This is a genomic window from Bacillus hominis, from assembly GCF_030348325.1.
GTDB lineage: Bacteria > Bacillota > Bacilli > Bacillales > Bacillaceae_G > Bacillus_A > Bacillus_A hominis.
In genome coordinates, this window is sequence record NZ_JAUCFS010000005.1 from 4,501,380 (window position 1) to 4,521,738 (window position 20,359).

The 20,359-nt window shown below is 36.2% G+C and carries 26 protein-coding genes and 1 pseudogene; 12 read left to right on the forward strand and 15 right to left on the reverse strand.

Annotated elements, in window-relative coordinates; genetic code table 11:
- Positions 1-30 precede the first annotated feature (30 nt).
- Positions 31-216 (forward strand): hypothetical protein, encoded by a 186-nt coding sequence (locus QUF93_RS26045; RefSeq protein ID WP_289375866.1) that lies wholly within the window; start codon positions 31-33, stop codon positions 214-216.
- On the opposite strand, the gene QUF93_RS26050 is transcribed toward QUF93_RS26045, so the two are convergent.
- Positions 208-1,416 carry an NAD(P)/FAD-dependent oxidoreductase gene (locus QUF93_RS26050; protein ID WP_289360649.1) on the reverse strand — a complete coding sequence of 403 codons (1,209 nt, stop codon included), beginning with the start codon at positions 1,414-1,416 and terminating at the stop codon, positions 208-210. The two genes, QUF93_RS26045 and QUF93_RS26050, sit on opposite strands and share 9 nt — an antisense overlap.
- Before the next feature lie 460 nt (positions 1,417-1,876).
- Between QUF93_RS26050 and QUF93_RS26055 the strand changes: the two genes are divergently transcribed.
- The 3 genes from QUF93_RS26055 to QUF93_RS26065 all read left to right on the forward strand — a co-directional run bounded on the left by QUF93_RS26055 (position 1,877) and on the right by QUF93_RS26065 (position 5,074).
- Positions 1,877-2,866 carry an NAD(P)/FAD-dependent oxidoreductase gene (locus QUF93_RS26055; RefSeq protein ID WP_002124387.1) on the forward strand — a complete coding sequence of 330 codons (990 nt, stop codon included), beginning with the start codon at positions 1,877-1,879 and terminating at the stop codon, positions 2,864-2,866.
- Positions 2,867-3,032: 166 nt separating this feature from the next.
- Positions 3,033-3,509 (forward strand): GyrI-like domain-containing protein, encoded by a 477-nt coding sequence (locus QUF93_RS26060; RefSeq protein WP_289360650.1) that lies wholly within the window; start codon positions 3,033-3,035, stop codon positions 3,507-3,509.
- A gap of 317 nt (positions 3,510-3,826) precedes the next feature.
- Entirely contained in the window at positions 3,827-5,074 is a 1,248-nt protein-coding gene (locus QUF93_RS26065; protein ID WP_289360651.1) for an MFS transporter, read from the forward strand.
- A 17-nt stretch (positions 5,075-5,091) separates the two neighbouring features.
- Here the strand turns inward: QUF93_RS26065 and QUF93_RS26070 are convergent, their stop codons facing one another.
- Entirely contained in the window at positions 5,092-5,973 is an 882-nt protein-coding gene (locus tag QUF93_RS26070) for a helix-turn-helix domain-containing protein (protein ID WP_289360652.1), read from the reverse strand.
- Between the two features lie 81 nt (positions 5,974-6,054).
- Here QUF93_RS26070 and QUF93_RS26075 point away from each other — a divergent pair, with 81 nt between their 5' ends.
- Positions 6,055-6,516, forward strand: coding sequence for a 2-thiouracil desulfurase family protein (locus tag QUF93_RS26075; RefSeq protein WP_289360653.1), 462 nt, complete (start codon positions 6,055-6,057; stop codon positions 6,514-6,516).
- Positions 6,517-6,544: 28 nt separating this feature from the next.
- On the opposite strand, the gene QUF93_RS26080 is transcribed toward QUF93_RS26075, so the two are convergent.
- The 6 genes from QUF93_RS26080 to QUF93_RS26105 form a co-directional block, all read right to left on the reverse strand.
- Positions 6,545-6,898 (reverse strand): YxeA family protein, encoded by a 354-nt coding sequence (locus QUF93_RS26080; protein ID WP_289360654.1) that lies wholly within the window; start codon positions 6,896-6,898, stop codon positions 6,545-6,547.
- A gap of 109 nt (positions 6,899-7,007) precedes the next feature.
- Positions 7,008-7,643 (reverse strand): O-methyltransferase, encoded by a 636-nt coding sequence (locus QUF93_RS26085; RefSeq protein ID WP_289375868.1) that lies wholly within the window; start codon positions 7,641-7,643, stop codon positions 7,008-7,010.
- A complete protein-coding gene (locus tag QUF93_RS26090; RefSeq protein ID WP_289360656.1) occupies positions 7,630-7,971 on the reverse strand; it encodes a hypothetical protein in 342 nt (113 codons plus the stop codon). The genes QUF93_RS26085 and QUF93_RS26090 overlap by 14 nt, the downstream gene beginning before the upstream one ends.
- 501 nt (positions 7,972-8,472) lie before the next feature.
- Complete coding sequence (locus QUF93_RS26095; RefSeq protein ID WP_000573823.1) at positions 8,473-8,826, reverse strand: HesB/IscA family protein; 354 nt, start codon at positions 8,824-8,826, stop codon at positions 8,473-8,475.
- Positions 8,827-8,867: 41 nt separating this feature from the next.
- The gene (dapF, locus tag QUF93_RS26100; protein WP_289360657.1) at positions 8,868-9,734 is read right to left on the reverse strand and encodes a diaminopimelate epimerase; all 867 of its coding nucleotides are present in this window, start codon (positions 9,732-9,734) and stop codon (positions 8,868-8,870) included.
- Between the two features lie 247 nt (positions 9,735-9,981).
- Positions 9,982-10,221, reverse strand: a complete 240-nt coding sequence (locus QUF93_RS26105) for a YuzB family protein (protein ID WP_000595025.1) — start codon at positions 10,219-10,221, stop codon at positions 9,982-9,984.
- A gap of 490 nt (positions 10,222-10,711) precedes the next feature.
- On the opposite strand from QUF93_RS26105, the gene QUF93_RS26110 reads away from it, so the two are divergent.
- The 4 genes from QUF93_RS26110 (at position 10,712) to QUF93_RS26125 (ending at position 13,864) form a co-directional block, all read left to right on the forward strand.
- Entirely contained in the window at positions 10,712-11,782 is a 1,071-nt protein-coding gene (locus tag QUF93_RS26110; RefSeq protein ID WP_088060369.1) for an NAD(P)/FAD-dependent oxidoreductase, read from the forward strand.
- Positions 11,783-12,034: 252 nt separating this feature from the next.
- A complete protein-coding gene (locus QUF93_RS26115; protein WP_289360658.1) occupies positions 12,035-12,208 on the forward strand; it encodes an aspartyl-phosphate phosphatase Spo0E family protein in 174 nt (57 codons plus the stop codon).
- A gap of 218 nt (positions 12,209-12,426) precedes the next feature.
- A complete protein-coding gene (locus tag QUF93_RS26120) occupies positions 12,427-13,086 on the forward strand; it encodes an ABC transporter ATP-binding protein (RefSeq protein ID WP_289360659.1) in 660 nt (219 codons plus the stop codon).
- Entirely contained in the window at positions 13,070-13,864 is a 795-nt protein-coding gene (locus QUF93_RS26125; RefSeq protein ID WP_289360660.1) for an ABC transporter permease, read from the forward strand. The genes QUF93_RS26120 and QUF93_RS26125 overlap by 17 nt, the downstream gene beginning before the upstream one ends.
- A gap of 116 nt (positions 13,865-13,980) precedes the next feature.
- On the opposite strand, the gene phnA is transcribed toward QUF93_RS26125, so the two are convergent.
- The 5 genes and pseudogenes from phnA to QUF93_RS26150 all read right to left on the reverse strand — a co-directional run bounded on the left by phnA (position 13,981) and on the right by QUF93_RS26150 (position 17,071).
- On the reverse strand, positions 13,981-14,322 hold the full coding sequence (phnA, locus tag QUF93_RS26130) for an alkylphosphonate utilization operon protein PhnA (RefSeq protein WP_289360661.1): 342 nt from the start codon (positions 14,320-14,322) through the stop codon (positions 13,981-13,983).
- A gap of 235 nt (positions 14,323-14,557) precedes the next feature.
- The gene (locus tag QUF93_RS26135) at positions 14,558-15,352 is read right to left on the reverse strand and encodes a DUF2628 domain-containing protein (protein WP_289360662.1); all 795 of its coding nucleotides are present in this window, start codon (positions 15,350-15,352) and stop codon (positions 14,558-14,560) included.
- Between the two features lie 294 nt (positions 15,353-15,646).
- Positions 15,647-15,727 (reverse strand): annotated as a pseudogene (locus tag QUF93_RS26140) (CPBP family intramembrane glutamate endopeptidase); the annotation flags it as partial.
- 36 nt (positions 15,728-15,763) lie between these two features.
- The gene (locus QUF93_RS26145; RefSeq protein ID WP_289360663.1) at positions 15,764-16,558 is read right to left on the reverse strand and encodes a nucleotidyltransferase domain-containing protein; all 795 of its coding nucleotides are present in this window, start codon (positions 16,556-16,558) and stop codon (positions 15,764-15,766) included.
- Between the two features lie 204 nt (positions 16,559-16,762).
- Complete coding sequence (locus tag QUF93_RS26150) at positions 16,763-17,071, reverse strand: YuzD family protein (protein ID WP_000248598.1); 309 nt, start codon at positions 17,069-17,071, stop codon at positions 16,763-16,765.
- A 206-nt stretch (positions 17,072-17,277) separates the two neighbouring features.
- On the opposite strand from QUF93_RS26150, the gene QUF93_RS26155 reads away from it, so the two are divergent.
- Complete coding sequence (locus tag QUF93_RS26155) at positions 17,278-17,514, forward strand: NifU family protein (protein ID WP_000431159.1); 237 nt, start codon at positions 17,278-17,280, stop codon at positions 17,512-17,514.
- Positions 17,515-17,774: 260 nt separating this feature from the next.
- Positions 17,775-17,990, forward strand: a complete 216-nt coding sequence (locus QUF93_RS26160) for a carbonic anhydrase (protein ID WP_289360664.1) — start codon at positions 17,775-17,777, stop codon at positions 17,988-17,990.
- Between the two features lie 183 nt (positions 17,991-18,173).
- On the opposite strand, the gene yutH is transcribed toward QUF93_RS26160, so the two are convergent.
- Positions 18,174-19,175, reverse strand: coding sequence for a spore coat putative kinase YutH (gene yutH, locus QUF93_RS26165; RefSeq protein WP_002124276.1), 1,002 nt, complete (start codon positions 19,173-19,175; stop codon positions 18,174-18,176).
- Positions 19,176-19,295: 120 nt separating this feature from the next.
- Between yutH and QUF93_RS26170 the strand changes: the two genes are divergently transcribed.
- Positions 19,296-19,787, forward strand: coding sequence for a phosphatidylglycerophosphatase A family protein (locus tag QUF93_RS26170; protein ID WP_289360665.1), 492 nt, complete (start codon positions 19,296-19,298; stop codon positions 19,785-19,787).
- 19 nt (positions 19,788-19,806) lie between these two features.
- Here QUF93_RS26170 and QUF93_RS26175 read toward each other — a convergent pair whose 3' ends face one another.
- Entirely contained in the window at positions 19,807-20,286 is a 480-nt protein-coding gene (locus QUF93_RS26175; RefSeq protein WP_289360666.1) for a GNAT family N-acetyltransferase, read from the reverse strand.
- Positions 20,287-20,359: the final 73 nt, after the last annotated feature.

Here is a 20,359-nt window from a genome sequence, read left to right on the forward strand (position 1 = left end):
AAAAAAATATAACGAGAGGGGACATGTAATATGAAGAAAATAAAACAATGCATTCATCCATTTCCTAATTCAACAATGTTTCAAAAAAGCGTTGCCCCCATCGGTTTCACGCTTTTTCTCATCTTTCTATTCCTATATGGAAAACGTATATTATACGAAAAAAAAGCAGAAACAGCTCATAGCCGTTTCTGCTTTTTCTACTATATATTAAAATAACTTCAATTTACCTTTTTTAAGAACTAATAAAGGTCCACCTAGTAAGAATAAGTAACGGTTATCGATGACTTTCTTCATGAAGGAAGCTTTCCAACCTGTTAACTTTTTACCCATAACAACGCCCATTGCATCGTCATGACCTAATGAACATACAGATCCTTTATTGTCGAATGCGAATTTTTTCATTTCGCCTTTGCCACGAACTAATACAGTTAAATTGTGTGCAATGTTATAACCTTCTTGAATTGCAATCTGTGCTGTTGGTGGGTATGGACGATTAATTTCTTCGTTAATGATTAATGCTGCGTCACCAACCATGAATACATCTTCGTAACCTGGAGCGTGCATGTACTCATCAACTTTAACGCGGCCGCGCATTGCTTCAAATCCAGACTCTTCTACAATACCGTTACCACGAACACCTGCAGCCCAAACTACTGTTTCAGACTTAAGTAATTCAGTATCGTCACCATTTGCAACGATAATACCTTCTTCAGTTGCTTCTTTAATTGCTGTACCGATGCGGAATTCTACGCCTTTTTTCTCAAGTTGTTTTACAGCGTATTCTACTAATGCTGGATCAAAACCAGGAAGTGCTGTTGGAGCAGCTTCTACACAGATGATACGTGCTTTTTCGCGTGGTACATTGTACTCTTTGCAAAGTTCAGGAACACGGTTTGCAAGCTCACCTACATACTCAATACCAGTAAATCCAGCACCACCAACAACGATTGTTACTAGCTCATCGCGTTGTTCAGTTGCATATTGAGCGAATTTAGCTTCCATGTGCTCACGAATTTGACGAGTCGCATTAATGTTAGCAATTGAGAATGCGTGCTCTTTTAATCCTGTAATGCCGAACGTTTCTGACTCGAAACCAAGACCGATTACTAAGTAATCATACTCTAATTCGCCATTCTGTAAGAGAATACGTTTTTCAGAAGCTTTAATTTCTACTACTGTATCTTGTACAAAGTTCACTTTATTTGTATCGATAACGTCTTGAATATCTAGACAGATTTTTTCATCTTGTAGTGTACCAGCTGCGCTCTCGTGTAACCAAGTTGCTTGGTAGTGATAGCTGTTGTTGTTTACTAACGTAATTTCAGCTTCATTTACAGATAATGCTTTTTGCAGACGAACAGTCGTAATCATCCCGCCATAACCTGCACCTAAAACTACGATTTTTGGAGTCTTCACCAAATCACAACCCTTTTCTTTATATAATAGTAATAAAATAATACCAAGTACTAAAAACTCTATTTGTCAAGAATGTGGAATTTATCACATTCTATATCATAACAAAACACAGTCAAAAAATCGTACGAATTTTGTCATAGAAATTTAACATAATACTTCCCTATATTAGTCGGTTTCATACCAGAATTCAAGCACCTGGAGAATTATCAATATTTTAAAATAACATAGCGTTTTCAAGGGTTTTTCAGCCTTTTTTTCATGTATTTTCCTTTCTCTATATTTTATATAATTTAAAAAGCATCTATGCAAAAACTTACACACAATTCAGTCGGTTTCAGAAGTATTATGAACTCAAATATGCTATCATTTATTTGAAAGTGTCATCATTTGCAGGATTTTCGTGTACATATGAACAATATATGAAATCAATATTAAAATTCCATCTATAGGGGGAATGAAAGTGGCAGAAAATCAAAAAGTTTACGACATAACGATTATTGGTGGTGGTCCAACAGGACTGTTCACAGCATTTTATGGCGGCATGAGACAAGCAAGTGTAAAAATCATTGAAAGCTTACCTCAGCTTGGAGGACAATTATCCGCACTCTACCCTGAAAAATACATTTATGATGTAGCTGGATTCCCGAAAGTGCGTGCACAAGAGTTAGTTGATAACTTAAAAGAGCAAATGAAGAAATTTGATCCAACCGTTTGCTTAGAAGAAGCTGTTGATACGCTTGAAAAACAAGCTGACGGTATATTTAAACTTGTTACGAATAAACAAACTCACTATTCTAAATCAGTCATCATCACTGCTGGCAATGGTGCTTTCCAACCACGCCGCTTAGAATTAGAAGGTACAGCAAAATACGAAAAGAAAAACTTACATTATTTCGTTGATGATATGAATAAATTTGCCGGCAAGCGCGTCATAGTATTTGGTGGCGGCGACTCAGCGGTAGACTGGACAATGATGTTAGAACCGATTGCTGACAAGGTTACAATCGTTCATCGCCGTGATAAATTCCGTGCGCATGAACATAGCGTAGAAAGCTTAATGAATTCCCGTGCAGAAGTAAGCACACCTTACGTTCCAGTTGAACTCATCGGTGATGACACGATTGAACAAGTTGTTCTTCAGCACGTAAAAACAGAAGAAAAAGTTATCATCGATGTTGATGACGTAATCGTAAACTACGGCTTCGTTTCTTCTCTTGGTCCAATTAAAAACTGGGGCTTAGACATTCAAAAGAACAGCATCCTCGTGAATTCAAAAATGGAAACAAATATTCCTGGCATTTACGCTGCCGGTGACATTTGTACATATGAAGGAAAAGTAAAACTCATTGCTTGCGGCTTTGGTGAAGCACCGACAGCAGTAAATAATGCAAAAGCTTACTTCGATCCAAACGCAAAACTTCAACCAATGCATAGCTCAAGTATGTTTTAATATAGAAATGAAAAGAACTCCTTCTACATGAAAGGAGTTCTTTTCATACTCTCTCCTTTTCCTAACTAAAATACATTCCAATTTGATAAAAAACACTACTTCCTCCCAAAATATGTTACAATAAAAACAGAACATATGTTTCATTTTATAAAGGGAGGTTTTATTAATGAAAGAACCTATTATCGTCAAAAAAGAAGCTTTCCAAGCAATCGGCTTCTCTATTACGACGACAAACGAAAAAGAGGCATCTACTGAAGGAGAAATTCCAAAGCTTTGGAATCGCTACTTCCAAGAACAAATCATGCATCAAATTCCAAATCAACAAACAAAAGAAACATTCGCCTTCTATTCAAACTACGAATCGGATGAAACCGGTACATATCAATTTACTATTGGCATACCCGTTTCTTCGTTGGAAGATGTTCCTGAAAATATGACAGCTATAACAATACCTGCCGCAACGTATGCAGTATTTACAACGAGAAAAGGCCCTGTGTCTGAAGTCGTGTGCGAGGCTTGGGAATATATTTGGCAATGGTCGAAAGAAAACAAGCGTGCTTTTACAACAGACTTTGAGCTTTATGACGAAAATGCATTAGATCCAAATAACGTACAATTGGATATTTATATCGCGTTAGCTTAAAAAAGATGCCCTTCGGCATCTTTTTTTGTCGTTAAATAGCCACTGTGCAAATCCAACATTATTGTCTACAATGAGAAAGTGCAGTATAGAAATATTAGAAACTGTATAAAGTGAAACTATACTCAGTGGGGGTTTTGTTCATCCCCCACTGAGTATCAGCCCTCACCAATCGGGCGTTTACGGGCAGCAGGGCTCCCACCTAACTTCTTTGCCCCAGCCGAACTTTGAGGTGGGAGTTTTACTGCCCGCAAATAGCGGGATAAAACGATTGTTAATAGGTTTTTTAGTTTAAATTTGGTACATAGAAAGGAAGCAATATGGAGGAACTACAACAAAATAAATCCGCTTTAGAAGGAAGCGGAAAACCGTTATTAAAAAATACAAACTTCCTTTTTCTTTGGGCAGCTACTCTCTTTTCAAGTTTTGCTTTAGCCTTTTTTACTTTTTCACAAACATGGTACATAGCAAAAACATTAAACCTTGAGGCTTCACTCGGTATTGTTTTCGTGGCTCTTAGTGTTCCAAGGCTCATTTTTATGATTATTGGCGGAGCATTAGCTGATAAATTCCCGAAAAAAAACATTATGTTTTACTCAAATATTATTCGCGCTATTCTTGTCGCTACAATTCTCACTTGGTTTATCGTCGGTGATGTAACACTATATACATTTGCTTTGTTCGCTTTGTTCTTCGGACTTGCTGACGCTTTCTTCTGGTCAGCAGATGGATCTATTCTGCCTGAACTTGTAGAAAAAAGCCGTTTAACACAAGCAAATTCACTTACTCAAATGACAAACCAAGCATCTGTCATTTTAGGACCTGTACTTGGCGGTATTCTCATTAAATTTACGAACTATGAAACAATTTTTTCAATTACAATCCTGCTACTCATTATCGCTGCAATACTCGTTCAAAAAATACAATTTACAGTACCCGAAAAAAATGAAACAGATAAAGGCATGTTTACTTCTATTAAAGAGGGAATTTCATATGTAAAAGAATCACCGTTTCTTTCAACTTTCCTTTTATGTAGCGCCTTTCTAAATTTATTTTTAATCGGTCCGATGCAAGTTGGCTTCCCGCTCTTCGTAAAAAACGTTCTGCACGGTGACTCACTGCAGTTTAGTTACTTAGAAGCGGCTGTTGGCGGCGGGATGGCGATAGGAGCTGTCATTGTCGGATTAAAAAACATTAACCGCAGACGTGGTCTATTTTGTATTATCATGATGCTACTTTCTGGTGTATTTTTCCTATCCATCAACTTTAGCACTGTACTTTGGCAAGCATTATTAGCTGGAATGTTTTACGGTATTACAATCGCGATGGCGATCGTTCCACTTATGGCAATGATTCAATCAACAGTAAAAGAAGAAATGATGGGACGCGTTATGAGTTTACTCATGCTTTCATCGATGGGATTCATTCCGCTCTCTTATGCATTTACATCGATTGCACTTTGGGCAGGCATTCCAATTGTAATGATTATGAAAAGCGGTGCAATCGCCGTTATCGTCTTCGTATTATTTGTAGCGATTCGTGTTCCAGTTGTAAGAAAGTTTGATTAACTACTTGGGGTCATGTATTATACGCATGGCTCCTTTTTAAACGGATCAAATAACGGTATCCCCTTACTCCTTCTCAAAGCTGCTCCCCATTCTAATCCAACCTCTAAAAATAAATCTCGGACTGTACTATACAAAAGTGCCCTAACATCTTTACGAATTTCCCCATATTTATACGCTCTCACAACACTTTTCACGCGCCAAATTAAATTTCCATACACTTCTTCGTCAGCTAATATTTGCTCTAATAAAACACCTTGCTCTAGTAATCCGCTCTTTTTATAAGCAAGTTCCACCTTACTCCAAAATATATTAATCTTTTTCGGATTACTCGTCATCGGCACCAGTGCATATATAAAAGGCTTCGGTATATCGTGACGACAATACGTTTCATCAAGCTCGTACGTTACTTTTCTTTTCTCTTTTATTTGTGGAATGTTTTTAGAAAGAATTGTTTCCCGCTCATTTTTTTGCTCGTTTCCACTACAGCCATCTGCACAATCACCACTTTCACATGCGGACATTTTCATACGGTCATCCATGCGGTCAATTGCAGATTTAAGAAATACATATAAGTTTGCACTATATCCCCCGCGCTTATGTCTTTCTTTTGTCGCAACACGCTTTATAATTCCTAGTTCCTCTAACTTTGCAATCGAGCGGCGTACTGTACGAATACTCTTTCCAACATTTGTAGCAATTGTCTCCATTAACGGACAAGCAACCCCCACTGTTTTTTGTTTCTCATTCACCGCATACTTTCCTAAAAAATGAATAATGATAGAATCAGTTTTATTCAGTTGAAATCGGTAGCACTTCAAAACTTGTTTTTGGTATGTATTAAACTCTTCTTTACTTCGAAATTCGCTATATGGTTTCATTAATTTATATAAGCTTCCCATTTTTTATCACCTCATTTATAGGTAAGAAGTAGGAAGAGAAATTGGCGTGATAATTAATATTTTTTTATTGGAGATGAAAATATGATCGTAATTAGCGCTTGTTTAGGTGGTATCGCTTGTCGTTATGACGGCAACGATAATCTTGTTTCAAAAATAGAGGAGTTATTACAAAGAGAAGATACCATTCTCGTTTGTCCTGAAGTATTAGGAGGATTACCAACGCCTCGTCCTTCAGCTGAAATTATTGGTGGGAATGGCGATGACGTTTTGGACGGAAAAGCGAAAGTGATGACAAAGGACGGTGAAGATGTCACAGAAGCTTTCGTGCATGGCGCTTATAAAGCATTAGAACAAATAAAAGATTTACACCCAGAATATATTATTTTAAAAGAACGTAGTCCATCTTGTGGTAGTTCTACGATTTACACTGGTGAATTTAACGGCAATAAGCAAATTGGTTACGGAGTGACAACTGCTTTATTTAAAAGACACGGATTTAAAGTCATTTCAGAAGAGGATTTTAAGAATATAAAAAGGAATTGACCCTGTTCGTCAATTCCTTTTTTCTTTCTTATTTTGCACCTAATTTTTCTTTCACTTTCGCTGGAAGTTCGTCTTTTTTCACTTCTTCCCAAGCTGTTACACCTTTTTTATCTGAATGGTATAAGCGTAAGAATGCTTCTTTACGAAGATTTTTCACAGCTGTAAATTCTAACTCTTTTTCTTTACCTTCTTTATCAAATGCAGGTAATTTATACTCGAATGATTTGAATGGCTGACCGCCATCAGCTTTTTCATTCTTCTCAATTCCATCAGTTTTAATTTGAACGTAGTACTCATCTTTACCCATACGGTTTAAATCACAACCAACTAACAAACTTGCAAATACAACTAAAATACTAAATAGTGCAATGTATCTTTTCATTTCCTTCACCTCATGTGTTTTTTCTTATATTCTTATCTTAAAGCCCAGAGCTTAAAGAAGAAATTCAAAAACATGACATGAACATTACACTTTTGTAAGATAATAATTATTACTTAACTCTAGAAATTGTCATCCCGTCACCAATTGGAATAAGTAGAGATTCTAACCTCGGATGATTAGCTACCACTTCATTAAACTTCTTCATAACTTCTGTATAACGTTTTTGCTTCGCATTTTCATCTACCACGCTACCACCAGCTAAAACATTATCTGTAACAATTACCGCCTTTGGCTTAGCAAGTCGGATGCAGTACGTTAAATAATTTTCATAATTCTCTTTATCAGCATCGATAAAAAAGAAATCAAATCGCTTATTACCTGCGGCTAATTTTTCAAGACTTTGTAGAGCAGCACCAGTCATATACGACACTTGTTTTCCAAACCCCGCTTTATGTAAATTACTATGTGCTACCTTTGCATATTGCTCCTCTAGTTCAAGAGAAGTTAACGTACCCTCTTCTCCAAAACCTTTCGCAAGACAAATTCCACTATACCCACCTAATGCACCTATTTCTAAAATATCTTTCGCTCCAGAAATAGAAACTATCATCGTTAAAAGCTTACCCGAAGAAGGCGATACCGATATCGGAGGCATTTCGTTTTCTTTTATGGAAGCAATCACTTCATCCAAAAGAGCATCTTGACCACAAAATACTGAATCGATATAACGATTAATTTGTTTCATTAGATGCAGTCCCTTGCTCTAGATTTGCCTTTTCTTCTAACATAGGCGCGTCTTCTGTTTCACTCTCATGTATTTCAAATAGTTGTGTAAATTCATTAATAACCAAATCAATTGCCTTTAATTCCCCGATTAAAATTTGCTGAATGGACTGGAATTCTGGCTCACTTAACTGTTGCTTAATCGTCGCTCGCTTCAAATTCATCATTTCTAAAAAGGCAATCGCTCTCCCGCGTCGAAATGTTTTCGGCCCGCGATGATGTGATCCATCTCTCCCCCTATGACGCTCACCACGGTGACGACCTTCTTTCATAAACTTATCTTCTCTCATTTCAAATCCCCCTTTGTATACATCATGTCAATTAAAAAGAAAAGACCCTTTTCAGAAACAAATCATAAGATTCATTTAGGAAAAAGGTCTATATTACAAAAATCTTTATATCCTATTCACTTAATCTACGTCCATACCAAAGTTCGGGAGAGTATCGTCCTAGTTGCCGTGATTAACTTGTTACCGTGGTAAGCCGTCTTCAACTACCTTCGTAACAGTTCCATTTGGTTCGAAGATTACACGTAATGACCCTTCGCCCCCATAACCTGTATATCCGATCAGCGTATTTTAATTAATATGGAACTAGTCAGTTCTATACAATTTGATATGGCCTTCACCTTCATCCTTCTTCTTGCATATATACGCTATCTTTGTCATGCTCTTTTTCTTTTTTAACGGCAAAAGAAAAGACCTTCCTAACGATTTGATTTCATCGCTAAGAAGGTCTTTATATGCAACCTACCCATTCAATTTCCGCTTAGAATAACGGAATGAAAAAAATTAGCACTCTTCCGGCTTACCAGCATTCGATGCTGTACGGAAAGATGATCCACATCCGCATGATGCAATTGCGTTTGGATTATCGATTGTGAATCCGCCGCCAAGCATTGATTGTTTATAATCAACTTTTACTCCTTTAACAATTGGAGCACTTTCTTTATCGATAACAAATTCAACACCGAAAAACTCAAGAACTGTGTCGTCTTCTTTTGGTTCTACTTCAAATCCTAAGCCGTAAGAAAGACCGCTACATCCGCCGCCGTGTACAGCAAGGCGCACATACTTCTCTCCATCTTCAGCATCTTTTAACATATCTTTAATTTGAAAAGCTGCTTGTTCTGTTACTTCAATCATGAAATACACCTTCCTTTCTATTCTCATTCTATTATACATCTTTACGCTTCTATCTTGTACTCATACACTCCGCGGCAAATTACTTCTGCTGGTCCTTTCATTAACACGTTTCCTTCTTCTGTCCATGCAATCATTAAATCGCCGCCAGCTAAATGAACTGTAATTTCTTTACCACGTTCCATCTTTCCGTTTAAAATGGCAGCTACAACTGCAGCACATGCTCCTGTCCCGCAAGCTTGTGTTACACCAGATCCACGTTCCCAAACACGGAAGTTCATCTCTTCATCATTTAAAATCTCGATGAATTCAACATTTACTCGTTCTGGGAACATTTCATGTGTCTCAAGGACTGGGCCAAGTGTTGTAAGAGGTGCTTGCTCTACATCATTAACAAAAATAACCGCATGCGGGTTCCCCATTGAAACAGCTGTAAATGCATAACGGTGATTATTGTATAAGAAGTTTTCACGAATAAATGGTGTTTCTCCTTCACCAAGCATCGGTATTTCTTCGCGTGTTAAACGAGGTGCTCCCATGTCAATTTTCGCTAATGTAACTTTGTCATCTTCTACCGTTACTTCTGCCGTAACAATACCAGCTAACGTTTCAATTGTGAAAACTGTATCTTCTACTAGTTTATGCTCATACGCATATTTCGCTACGCAGCGTAAACCATTTCCACAGCTCTTTCCTTCTGAACCATCGTTATTAAACATACGCATTTTCACTGGTGCTACGTCAGAAGGACAAATTAAAATCATTCCATCTGCACCAATACCAGTATTAATGTTTGAAACCTTTTCCGCTACAAGAGCTAAATCTTCTTCTCGAATTTGTTCTTCAAACATATTTACATATATATAACTATTGCCAAGACCATGCATTTTTGTAAAAGAAAATTGGCTCATTTTTATTCACTCCAAAAATAATTTGTTATTTCAAGTATAGAATGCATGCTTTTAGAACACAATATGAATGTCCCCCGTTTCTCATATTTGACAACGTTTTGGCGATAAGCCATTCTTACACAAATGGTGTAGGAAAAAAGCCCTTCTAAAAAGGGCCTTTTTTTATTTATCTATAGTCTTAACCTCCCCTCCGAAATAACGTTTTATCTAAAATAAAACGAAAAAGGCGCTGCTCATTCGCAACACCTTAAAACATTGGATTTTCATCCAAATAATCATATACATTATTTACAAGTTCTTCTACTGTCGCACCTTGTACAACTTCACCATTTACAAGTGCAAATGGTCCTTCAAAACAAATACCACAATATCCTAAACAACCATATTCCATTACGTCTAAATTAGGATCTTTTTCTAACTTCTCTAAAGCTGCTTGTGAACCACTTGCAAGGTTACCTACACAAAATTCAATTAATGGTTTAATCAAAATTCTCCCCCCTGTACTACAAAACAAATTACCTTCTGACTTTATCCCGCTATTTGCGGGCAGTAAGACTCCCACCTCAAAATTCGGCGAATGCAAGGAAGTTAGGTGGGAGATAACTACCCGTTAATGCCCGATTGGTGAAGGCTAATAATCAGTGGCGGATGGACAAAACCCCCACTGATTAAAGTTTCACTTTATCTATAAGAAGAAAACTAAGCTGTTTCTTGTTGTTTTCGTTACACATTCTAAACTATTTAGTTACTTCACAGTAGATTCTCTTTTTATATAACATGCTACTCATAATGAAATAGTAACTTAAAAATGAAAACAGTTTACTTTACTTTTCTTCTTATTGTACAACAGAGTATTCATTCATGCATTGTTATTTGTTCACAAATTCGATATAATTTGATTGAGTAAAGTCAAAATATTTTATTAATATAAATTTTTATGATTAGGGGATATTTCAACAGAAAAGGGGTAATCCATCATGAAACACCTCGTAATACTGGGTGGCGGCTACGGTGGAATGAGAATTCTGCAGCGGCTACTTCCGAGCAACCAACTTCCAGATGATGTACAAGTGACATTAATCGACAAAGTACCATATCATTGCTTCAAAACTGAATATTATGCATTAGTGGCGGGTACAATTTCAGAAACACATATTCGTATACCGTTTCCAGAGCACCCACGTCTTAATATTCAATACGGCACAATCACAAATATTGATCTTGAAACAAAAGCCGTTCATCTCGATGGCGGTGAAACAATCCAATATGATGATTTAATTATCGGACTTGGCTGTGAAGATAAATATCATAACGTTCCTGGGGCGAAGGAATATACACATAGCCTACAATCGATTGAACAAACACGTAAGACATATGAACAATTAAATAGCCTAGAACCAAATGCAACAGTAGCTGTCGTTGGAGCTGGCTTAAGTGGCGTTGAAGTAGCAAGTGAACTTCGTGAGAGCCGTTCTGATTTAAAAATCTATTTATTTGATCGAAAAGATAGAATTTTATTCCCATATCCAGAGAAATTAAGTAGATACGTAGAAGAATGGTTTGTAAAGCATAAAGTTACTATTATACGAAACTCTAACATTACAAAAGTGGAGCCAAATATTGTGTACAACCACGATGAACCACTTGAATGCGATGCAATCGTCTGGACAGCTGGTATTCAAGCAAGTGAAGTTGTTCGAAACCTTCCAGTTGAACAAGATGGTAGCGGAAGGGTTGTTTTAACGAAATATCACAATATTCCGAATAATGAGCATGTTTATGTGGTCGGAGATTGTGCAGCACTTCCACACGCACCATCGGCACAGCTTGCTGAAGGTCAAGGAGAACAAATTGTCCAAATATTATTAAAACGTTGGAACAATGAGCCTCTTCCTGATGAACTACCTGTTATTAAATTAAAAGGTGTTCTCGGTTCTCTCGGCAAAAAACACGGATTTGGTTTACTAGCAAACCAACCATTAATGGGGCGTGTACCAAGATTATTAAAATCCGGTCTTCTTTGGATGTACAAATATCATAACGGTTAATACTTTAAAGGCTGTCTACTATGTAGGCAGCCTCTTTTCATCAGTTGAAAAAATATTTTTCTATAAAAAGAAATTATCAGAAATGTTTTTCTCAATATTGATTCGTAAAATTTTCTATTTTTATATTAAAAACTATTGATGAAAAGTGTATGCTATTTGTAAGTTGTTTTTATTATTTCCTTTAGGACCGAATTCATTCGGTCCTATTTTTTATGTGATAAATACTTTTATAGGAGACATTACATTTCACTTATGAACTTAGCGAAACTAAACGATCGAATAGAAGCGAAGAAGAAAGAATTGATCTATCTCGTTGAGAAGTATGGATTCACTCATGATAAAGTGATTTCGTTCAGTCAAGAATTAGATCGTTTACTTAACTTATTAATAGAGCTCAAAACGAAGAAAAAACGTTGCTCTTTATAACCTTATTTTTCTATTTTTCTCTCTTTTTTGATACGATATAAAGTGAAACTTTAATCAGTGGGGGTTTTGTTCATCCCCCACTGATTATTAGTTGAACCAATCGGGCTTTTACGGGCAGCCCGACCCCCACCTAACTTCTTTGCTTTCGCTGAATTTTAAGGTGGGGGTCTTACTGCCCGGTGAATAGCGGGATAACTAGAATCAGAAAGGAGCAATTTATGTTTATATTAAAAGACGTTACATATAAAGATATACTTCACATTCCTTATTTACAGATTCAAAAAGAAAAAATCACTTGTATTATTGGTGAAAGCGGGAGCGGAAAGAGTACATTACTTCGTATGCTAAATGATTTACAATCTCCAACATCCGGTACAATCGAATATAACGGAAAACCAATTTTCGACTATCCCCCTATTCAATTACGCCGTGACGTAGTTATGCTCGGGCAAACTCCACCTATTTTTGACGGCACAGTTAAAGACAATCTATTAATGGGACTTCGCCTTTCCGAAAAGAATTTCCCAAATGATAGTACCCTACGGAACGCATTACAAACTGTTAACTTAGACAAACAATTAGAAGATAATGCCTCCTCTTTATCAGGCGGTGAAAAACAAAGGCTTTCTTTTGCTCGCATCATACTCATGGATCCGCCAGTCTATTTATTAGATGAGCCAACTTCGGCATTAGATAGTGATACAGAACGTCGCGTTATGAAACAATTCACTGCAATAGCAAAAGAAAAGAAAAAAACAGTCATCTTCATCACGCACTCGCAACAACTTCCAGAAGAAATCGCAGACGATATTATTGAAATTAGTAAAGCAAACGGTGTAACTAGAAAGGAAGTGCTCTCAGTTGAAGGGCGTTATTGAACTCCAAATTTGGCAACTTGCCGCTGCATATATTTTCATTCTTATTTTAATTGGGCTTGTGAGGTTAAAAGGAATACCGCGCGAGAAACAAATTACGATCGCAACATTCCGTATGACCATTCAGCTCGTACTTGTTGCATATGTCCTTACATACGTATTTGAAAATAGTAATCCGTTTTATACAATAGCTCTCATTACTTCTATTACTACATTTGCAATTTTTAACATTTATAAACGAGTTAATATTCCGATGTCAAAAGAACTAAAACGAGTAGCCGCTCTTTCTATGGTTGCTGGATCAATCGGACCGCTACTACTATTTATCTTTGTCATTATCGGTCATGACCCTTGGTATGCTCCGCAATATATCGTTCCTATTGCCGGCATGTTAATCGGTAATGCTATGACCGGTATTTGTCTCGGGGCAAATACCTTTTTAAACAGTATGAAATCACAAAGAGATCATATCGAAGGTACACTTATGCTCGGCGCAACACCGAAAGAAGCAACTGCTCCTCTCATTCGAGATGCTTTCGATTCTGCTATTTTACCAACAATCAATTCCATGGTCGGAATGGGAATTATAAGCCTCCCCGGCATGATGACTGGTCAAATATTATCCGGCGTATCACCATTTACAGCGATCCAATATCAAATCGCCATCATACTCGGTATTTCAGGGAGTACTGCTTTCGCTGTCATTATCTTCTTACAGCTTGGATATAAAACATTCTTTAATAAGCGGTGTCAGTTGAAAGAGGTTAAAGTGAGTTCATAACTTTAGGAGTGAACTATAGTAACTGGTACACCGTTCACGGTAAACGAAATTATATCGACTTACCGAAAAAAAATTCCAAAAAATAAAAAGGGAGGCTATTCGCCTCCCTTTTTTACTTACGCCTTCTTAACGAACTGTGATTTTAACTTCATAGCTCCGAAACCATCGATTTTGCAATCAATATCGTGATCTCCATCAACTAGACGGATGCTCTTTACTTTCGTACCAATCTTCACAACTGAAGACGTTCCTTTTACTTTTAAATCTTTAATTACAGTAACAGCATCGCCATCTTGAAGAACGTTTCCGTTCACATCTTTTACAACTTTTGTACCATCATTATTTTCAGCTTCCGCTTCTTGGCCCCACTCATGTGCACATTCTGGACATACGAAAAGAACACCATCCTCGTACGTATATTCTGAATTACATTTTGGACAATTTGGTAAAGTAGCCATAAATTCATTTCCTCCGTTCATTATTTATACGTAAAAATTAAATGTAATTTTTACATCTCGATAAATAAAATTTGTATAGCATTTCTTTATACTGCCATAGTCTCACGTTATTGACAAGCCTACCTCAAATTCTCATTTTTTATTGTATTTTACAAAATTTCAATTCGTATGGTGTTCCCAATAAAAAAAGAAGAACCTTCACAAGATTCTTCTTTTCAAAATTAACGAGTTCTCACTAGAACCCCCAACTATTTTCTTCAATGTAAAATTGATACTCTTCTAATTCTTCTTCACTTAACTTCTTATTATTTTCATATACTTCTTGCCATTCGAAATATTCTTCACTGAAATAAACAGCAAATTTAATTTTCACGTTTTTCTTCTCAGTATAATCATAACCAGTAAACTCTACTACGTCATAATCTTTTTCTTTCTTCACAAACTTCCAAGTTGGATTATCAGTCATAACCTCTAAAGTAAATCCTTCATCACTTGAACGAACAACATTTTTAATATTTGGTTCAGTTGGTAAAAGGGAGAGTCCGAACATAGCTCCACCAAATACTATCCCCACTATAACTTGTAAACCAATCATACCAGCAACACTAGCGCCACCCTTTGATTGTAAGTAATACGCCTTCTCATGATCAGGCATATCTTCTGCCTTATGTAAAACACGAACAGCGTGCTTATAATATAAACGGTTTCCTTGCCATCCAGTAAATATCATCATTCCTAATTGAAGAACTAAACTAAATGTTAAATAAATCCCATCTGGAATATCTATAAAAGGAGTTACAACTATACTAGGTACCGCCAATAATGTAAGTATAATAAATAACTTATACATTTTACGATGAGCTAACCAAAAAGATGGGAAGAAAAAGGCTACCCAATTCCATGTATTCTCTTTTCCTGGATTTTTTACTTTGCCCCATTTAAAGTCATAATAAGCTGTATTCTTTTGAATAACTTTATGTAATTCTTGTGGAGAAATTGTTTCTTGTAAAACTGTGTCCTTCACGTACATCATCCTTCTCTTATTTCTATATAATTTTATTGTATAGAAATAAAAATAAGGAATCTAACAAAAAAGACATATATTTCACAAAAATGAACGGAAATCGAATATATTCCGACAATTATCCGTTTTTTATTTCATTTTACTTTTAAATATATTAAAATACTTTTGAATGATGCATTTAATACACTAAGTTAAACATTTTGTAATAAAGAATGTTTCACATGAAACTATCCATATTTCGTATTACCTTTTCTACCTGCTACAAAATAAAAAAGACGCCCTTTTCAAAAAGGCGTCTTTTTATAGTTGAAAATTTACTAGTAAATAAAACAAATTGTTTAATAAATGAATGCCCCATGGAACGAGTAATTTATTTGTTTTTTAGTAATACCCCCTGTTGTTTTTCCGTTTTCTTCCCTACCATTTCTCTCTACACGTCTCAATCAAGTAAAGCAAATACCTCTTCGTCATATCAGCCCGTCTCCAAATAGAAAGTTTCTTCTTCCCCTTTGGATTATGCCGCATGCGCTCTACTTCTTTTAATAAAGACTCCCATTCTTCCTCTGAACGTTCTAACAAGTATTGCAATCCTCTATCTTTTGAGACGATTGTTTTATGATCTAACGTATATAAAATGCGTCCCATTGTAACGACAGCTGATTCTACCCATTCTTCTATGAAAAATAAATAGGGACGATTCACTTTTTCACTCCAGTAATGCTCTACGTTATATTTCATTGTGTGTACTACATCATCCCATTTTATTTGAAACGGAAGGTCTTCTGCTTCTTTCCCGATAACTGTAATGCCTTGGTTTTTCAACGTCCACCACGTGACCGCATTAATATCCCAATGACCAATATCGGCCTTACCATCTGCACAATACACGTACTCATTTATTTCATGATTGTATTTCCCTAAATCAGCAAGCGGAATATACATTCCGTCCATTCTTTTACCTAGCGTACTTTCACTCATTTTCTTATGCAGTTCTACAATTTGTTGTTTTTCAGCTTCATTCACGTAATCATTTATTACTACAACAAAGTCAACATCGCTCGTTTCTATATGAAATGCTCCTAGCGCGATGGATCCGTAAATGTATACCCCGACTATTTTTTCATCCGAAAAAATTTCTTTTAATTCTGCAATGTACTGCCCCATTAACTGTTTTACTTCTGCTGGTAGAGCATGCTTCACTACATTTTCCACATCGATCCCTCCATATAAAGTGAAACTTTAATCAGTGGGGGTTTTGTCCATCCCCCACTGATTATTAGTTGAACCAATCGGGCTTTTACGAGCAGTTATCTCCCACCTAACTTCCTTGCATTCACCGGGTTTTGAGGTGGGGGGGTTACTGCCCGTTAATGCGGGATAAAAAAAGCCTTCGCAAATTCGCAAAGGCTTCCTGATTTATAAATATTTCTCGATTTCTTCGTAAACATCCTTCAAACGAGGATTTCCTTCTCCAACAATTTCTCCATTCACAAGAACGACTGGATAAAATAAATCTTCTTCTACTACGCGCTCTGCGAATGCTTTTTTATCTTCATCTTCTTGTTCTTGTTGAAAATCAATATACTCGAAATTAAATTTATTTTCTTGTCCTTCATATTTACGACCAATCGCCGCTTGTAACCACTCAAACGTTTCTGTTGAAGATGGCATCCCAACGCAGCTCGCACAAATTACTTTCGTCCCATACACTTGAACATTAACCATTTCTTCTCCCCCACTTCTTGTTTCAACAGTATATTCAGATGTCTTAGTACATAAGCACATCATTTTACAAATTTATTCTATACCCCTATACTGAAAAAACACGTTGTAAACATGATAAAATATTTCGACAATAAAACAAGAAGAGAAAAAATAGATTTTCCCCTCTATCTTGATTATAATAAAACTGATGAAAGGAGTCGATAAAAATGGAAAACCCACATATGCAAGAACAAGTACTAGAAGTATTAGATAAATTACGTCCATTCTTACTTCGCGATGGCGGAGACGTTGAATTAGTAGACATTGAAGAAGGTATCGTAAAACTACGCCTTATGGGTGCATGCGGAAGCTGCCCAAGTTCTACAATCACACTAAAAGCTGGTATCGAACGCGCACTACTTGAAGAAGTACCAGGCGTTATTGAAGTAGAACAAGTATTTTAATTAAAAGCGGAAGCGGCTCGTTCAAAGCTACTTCTAAGAAAAGAGGCCAATATTGGTCTCTTTTTTGTATATGTAAAACTAAACTACTAATTCTCCTCAAAAAAACACCTTTCCTAAAAGGAATTCCCTCCCACAGCGAAGAAATATATATTTCACCATTTTTAACACACAAAAACATAATTGGAAATTATTATTAAAAAATGCGATAATTAATTATATGGTGAATCGTTCACAGAGATGGAAGTATAGGGGGACAGCTCATGCCAAAAATCAAAAATATCTCTTCTACAATTCAAGAATTAGAACAAAAGAAAGAATATTTATTAAGCCTTTCACCAGTTATTCCAACATGGAATACAAACTATCAGCCTTTATTTAAAGAAATCCACCAAGGATTATTAAAAAAGGTAAATGAAAAGATCGAAAAACACTATGTCATAATAAATATATGTTCAAATAAAAAAGTCAGCGTATAAATTTCATACAAAACGTGTGTATTTCCACAAAATTGTAATATTTTAACCGAATGTCCCAACTTTTATAAGACATCATTTGCTATCATATTATAATACATACCTTTGGGATATTTTTTATACAGTGAGATATAGGCTTCTTCTATGTATAAAAAAGAGACCTCAATTGGTCTCTTTTTTATACTTTTAAGATAGCCAATCTAATTTCCTAATGCCTAACTTATCAACTGGTAAACGAAATGACTCGTAAAAATGATTCATAAATTGCTCAGTGCGCTTCACATCATGTAAAATGATTTCTAAACGAGCTCTATATATGCCTTTTTGTTCTTCGTTTCCTGTTTGATAATATCGTTCAACCGTTTCAAAGTAGTGAAGCGGGAACAGAAGCCTTGCGAATAATAATCGCCAACCAAATGAAGAGAGCGAATAATTACGTTCATAATCTGTAATAAATTGAACTACCGTTTGCTCCCAGTCTTTCTTTTTTTCTATCATCATATATCGAATACATTCTGCTATGTCCCTACTTGGGTGATCATATACCCAATCAAAAGGAAGTTTTAAGCGCTTCGTTTGATGCCATAATAGAGGTGTAAATCGTTCTTGGCAAATTGTTGCTGCGTCAGTGATTTGTGGCGTATCGTCCATTTCTGTATCGACAACATATTGAATTGCATTTTCTGCAACTCCTAAGTAATACGGGAAGGATTCAATAAACAATTGATCGAATACGTCTGAAGGATGGTTCATCACTTGCGATTGCCAAAATCTTTCTAATTGGTCGAGCCTTTTTTCCCATAATGCTTTCCATTCACCAATGCGGCTTAATTGCTCAACTTCTTCCGGAAAGAATGCACCACGTTTATGAAATATAGAAAGCTCACTTCCTAATGATGTAGCATGTCGCTCTAACATACGCATACCTTTTAATAAGCAATAATTTTTTTCTTCTATCTCACTTACATAGTAGCCGTGTATAGTTGGAACGAAAGTCGAAACAGTTATATCCCCTTGCTGGTTCATATAATCACTGAGCTTTTTCATCTCTACAAGTACTTCTTCCTCCATTTCTCCAATTGGAACAAGTACATAAATTTTATTGCGAATCCAAAAGCTTTTATAGGGGCCAAGGGGGATTAATTCTTTAACATGCATGTGATAATGCTCATAAATATGCTGAATCATCGCAGTCGCCACCTATGGTTTTTCTTTATATATATGAGCTTGTGCTCGCCTTTCATTCCTATGCACATGATAAAGCAACGAAACGTATACAAATACTAAAAAGAAAAAAAGGTGATAAACATGAAAGAATCAAATCAACTACAAGAAAGAGCATTACAACTATTACAAGAACGCGGTGTAACAATTGACGATATTGCTGAACTTGTTCATTTTCTTCAAAAGAAATACCATTCAAATTTAGAGATGTCAGAATGTCGCTATAACGTTGAGCGTGTACTATCAAAACGAGAAGTACAAAACGCACTTATTACAGGCATTGAACTTGATGTCCTTGCTGAAAAAGGACTATTAAGTCAACCGTTACAAGATATCGTAAAACGCGATGAAGGACTATATGGAATCGATGAAGTTATAGCACTTTCTATCGTTAACGTGTACGGTTCTATCGGTTTCACGAACTTTGGATATATCGATAAATTAAAACCAGGCATTTTAGAATACTTAAATGATAAATCAACTGGAAAGGTGCACACATTCCTTGATGATATCGTTGGCGGAATCGCTGCCGCTGCTTCAAGTCGTTTAGCGCACCGAGCTGAGCATTCAGAATAAAGTGTCTAGGCCGTCAGTTTCATACTGACGGCCTTTCATATTCCATAAGCATAAACTCTCTTCCACGGCTCCAAAAAACGGGTCCTACTTGAAATCCAATATTTTTATATAGCCTAATCGCTCTCTCATTAAATGTCGCTACACTCAGTCGAAACATTTTCGAATTCAATTCCTCAGTAGCAAATGCTATTCCCGCTTGAAAAAATATTTCCCCCATCCCTTTCCCTGTCAAATCCGGCTTCATTCCAAGTCCGATATCTACAACATCTTCTCCCGCATATAAATTGGCATTTCTTCCGCCTGGAACTTGTGCATTTTCTCCAAAACAAAAATAGCCGATGAATTCTCCATTCTCTCCGCAACAACCGTAATACGTCCCGTCTAGCAACTCTTCTATTACTTCAGCATCTCCTGAAAAACTATATAAATTGTACGGTTCCTCATACGTCCACATATTTATCTCATTCGCTTCTTCCTCTGTTAATTTATGTATTTCCATTCCTCTCGCTCCTTATCAAATATTATATATATGTACTCATTCATTTTTTACATCCAATTTCCCTTTAATCGTA

What these genes read in the sequence shown, in the direction of transcription:
- phnA (WP_289360661.1), bottom strand. Translation starts at nt 14,322, where the DNA reads ATGGCTACTTTACCAAATTGTCCAAAATGTAATTCAGAATATACGTAC.
- QUF93_RS26115 (WP_289360658.1), top strand. Translation starts at nt 12,035, where the DNA reads ATGAACTTAGCGAAACTAAACGATCGAATAGAAGCGAAGAAGAAAGAA.
- QUF93_RS26160 (WP_289360664.1), top strand. Translation starts at nt 17,775, where the DNA reads ATGCCAAAAATCAAAAATATCTCTTCTACAATTCAAGAATTAGAACAA.
- QUF93_RS26065 (WP_289360651.1), top strand. Translation starts at nt 3,827, where the DNA reads ATGGAGGAACTACAACAAAATAAATCCGCTTTAGAAGGAAGCGGAAAA.
- QUF93_RS26120 (WP_289360659.1), top strand. Translation starts at nt 12,427, where the DNA reads ATGTTTATATTAAAAGACGTTACATATAAAGATATACTTCACATTCCT.
- QUF93_RS26085 (WP_289375868.1), bottom strand. Translation starts at nt 7,643, where the DNA reads ATGAAACAAATTAATCGTTATATCGATTCAGTATTTTGTGGTCAAGAT.
- QUF93_RS26170 (WP_289360665.1), top strand. Translation starts at nt 19,296, where the DNA reads ATGAAAGAATCAAATCAACTACAAGAAAGAGCATTACAACTATTACAA.
- QUF93_RS26060 (WP_289360650.1), top strand. Translation starts at nt 3,033, where the DNA reads ATGAAAGAACCTATTATCGTCAAAAAAGAAGCTTTCCAAGCAATCGGC.
- QUF93_RS26135 (WP_289360662.1), bottom strand. Translation starts at nt 15,352, where the DNA reads ATGTACGTGAAGGACACAGTTTTACAAGAAACAATTTCTCCACAAGAA.
- QUF93_RS26075 (WP_289360653.1), top strand. Translation starts at nt 6,055, where the DNA reads ATGATCGTAATTAGCGCTTGTTTAGGTGGTATCGCTTGTCGTTATGAC.
- QUF93_RS26175 (WP_289360666.1), bottom strand. Translation starts at nt 20,286, where the DNA reads ATGGAAATACATAAATTAACAGAGGAAGAAGCGAATGAGATAAATATG.
- yutH (WP_002124276.1), bottom strand. Translation starts at nt 19,175, where the DNA reads ATGATTCAGCATATTTATGAGCATTATCACATGCATGTTAAAGAATTA.
- QUF93_RS26095 (WP_000573823.1), bottom strand. Translation starts at nt 8,826, where the DNA reads ATGATTGAAGTAACAGAACAAGCAGCTTTTCAAATTAAAGATATGTTA.
- QUF93_RS26150 (WP_000248598.1), bottom strand. Translation starts at nt 17,071, where the DNA reads ATGGTTAATGTTCAAGTGTATGGGACGAAAGTAATTTGTGCGAGCTGC.
- QUF93_RS26110 (WP_088060369.1), top strand. Translation starts at nt 10,712, where the DNA reads ATGAAACACCTCGTAATACTGGGTGGCGGCTACGGTGGAATGAGAATT.
- QUF93_RS26080 (WP_289360654.1), bottom strand. Translation starts at nt 6,898, where the DNA reads ATGAAAAGATACATTGCACTATTTAGTATTTTAGTTGTATTTGCAAGT.
- QUF93_RS26155 (WP_000431159.1), top strand. Translation starts at nt 17,278, where the DNA reads ATGGAAAACCCACATATGCAAGAACAAGTACTAGAAGTATTAGATAAA.
- dapF (WP_289360657.1), bottom strand. Translation starts at nt 9,734, where the DNA reads ATGAGCCAATTTTCTTTTACAAAAATGCATGGTCTTGGCAATAGTTAT.
- QUF93_RS26090 (WP_289360656.1), bottom strand. Translation starts at nt 7,971, where the DNA reads ATGAGAGAAGATAAGTTTATGAAAGAAGGTCGTCACCGTGGTGAGCGT.
- QUF93_RS26070 (WP_289360652.1), bottom strand. Translation starts at nt 5,973, where the DNA reads ATGGGAAGCTTATATAAATTAATGAAACCATATAGCGAATTTCGAAGT.
- QUF93_RS26045 (WP_289375866.1), top strand. Translation starts at nt 31, where the DNA reads ATGAAGAAAATAAAACAATGCATTCATCCATTTCCTAATTCAACAATG.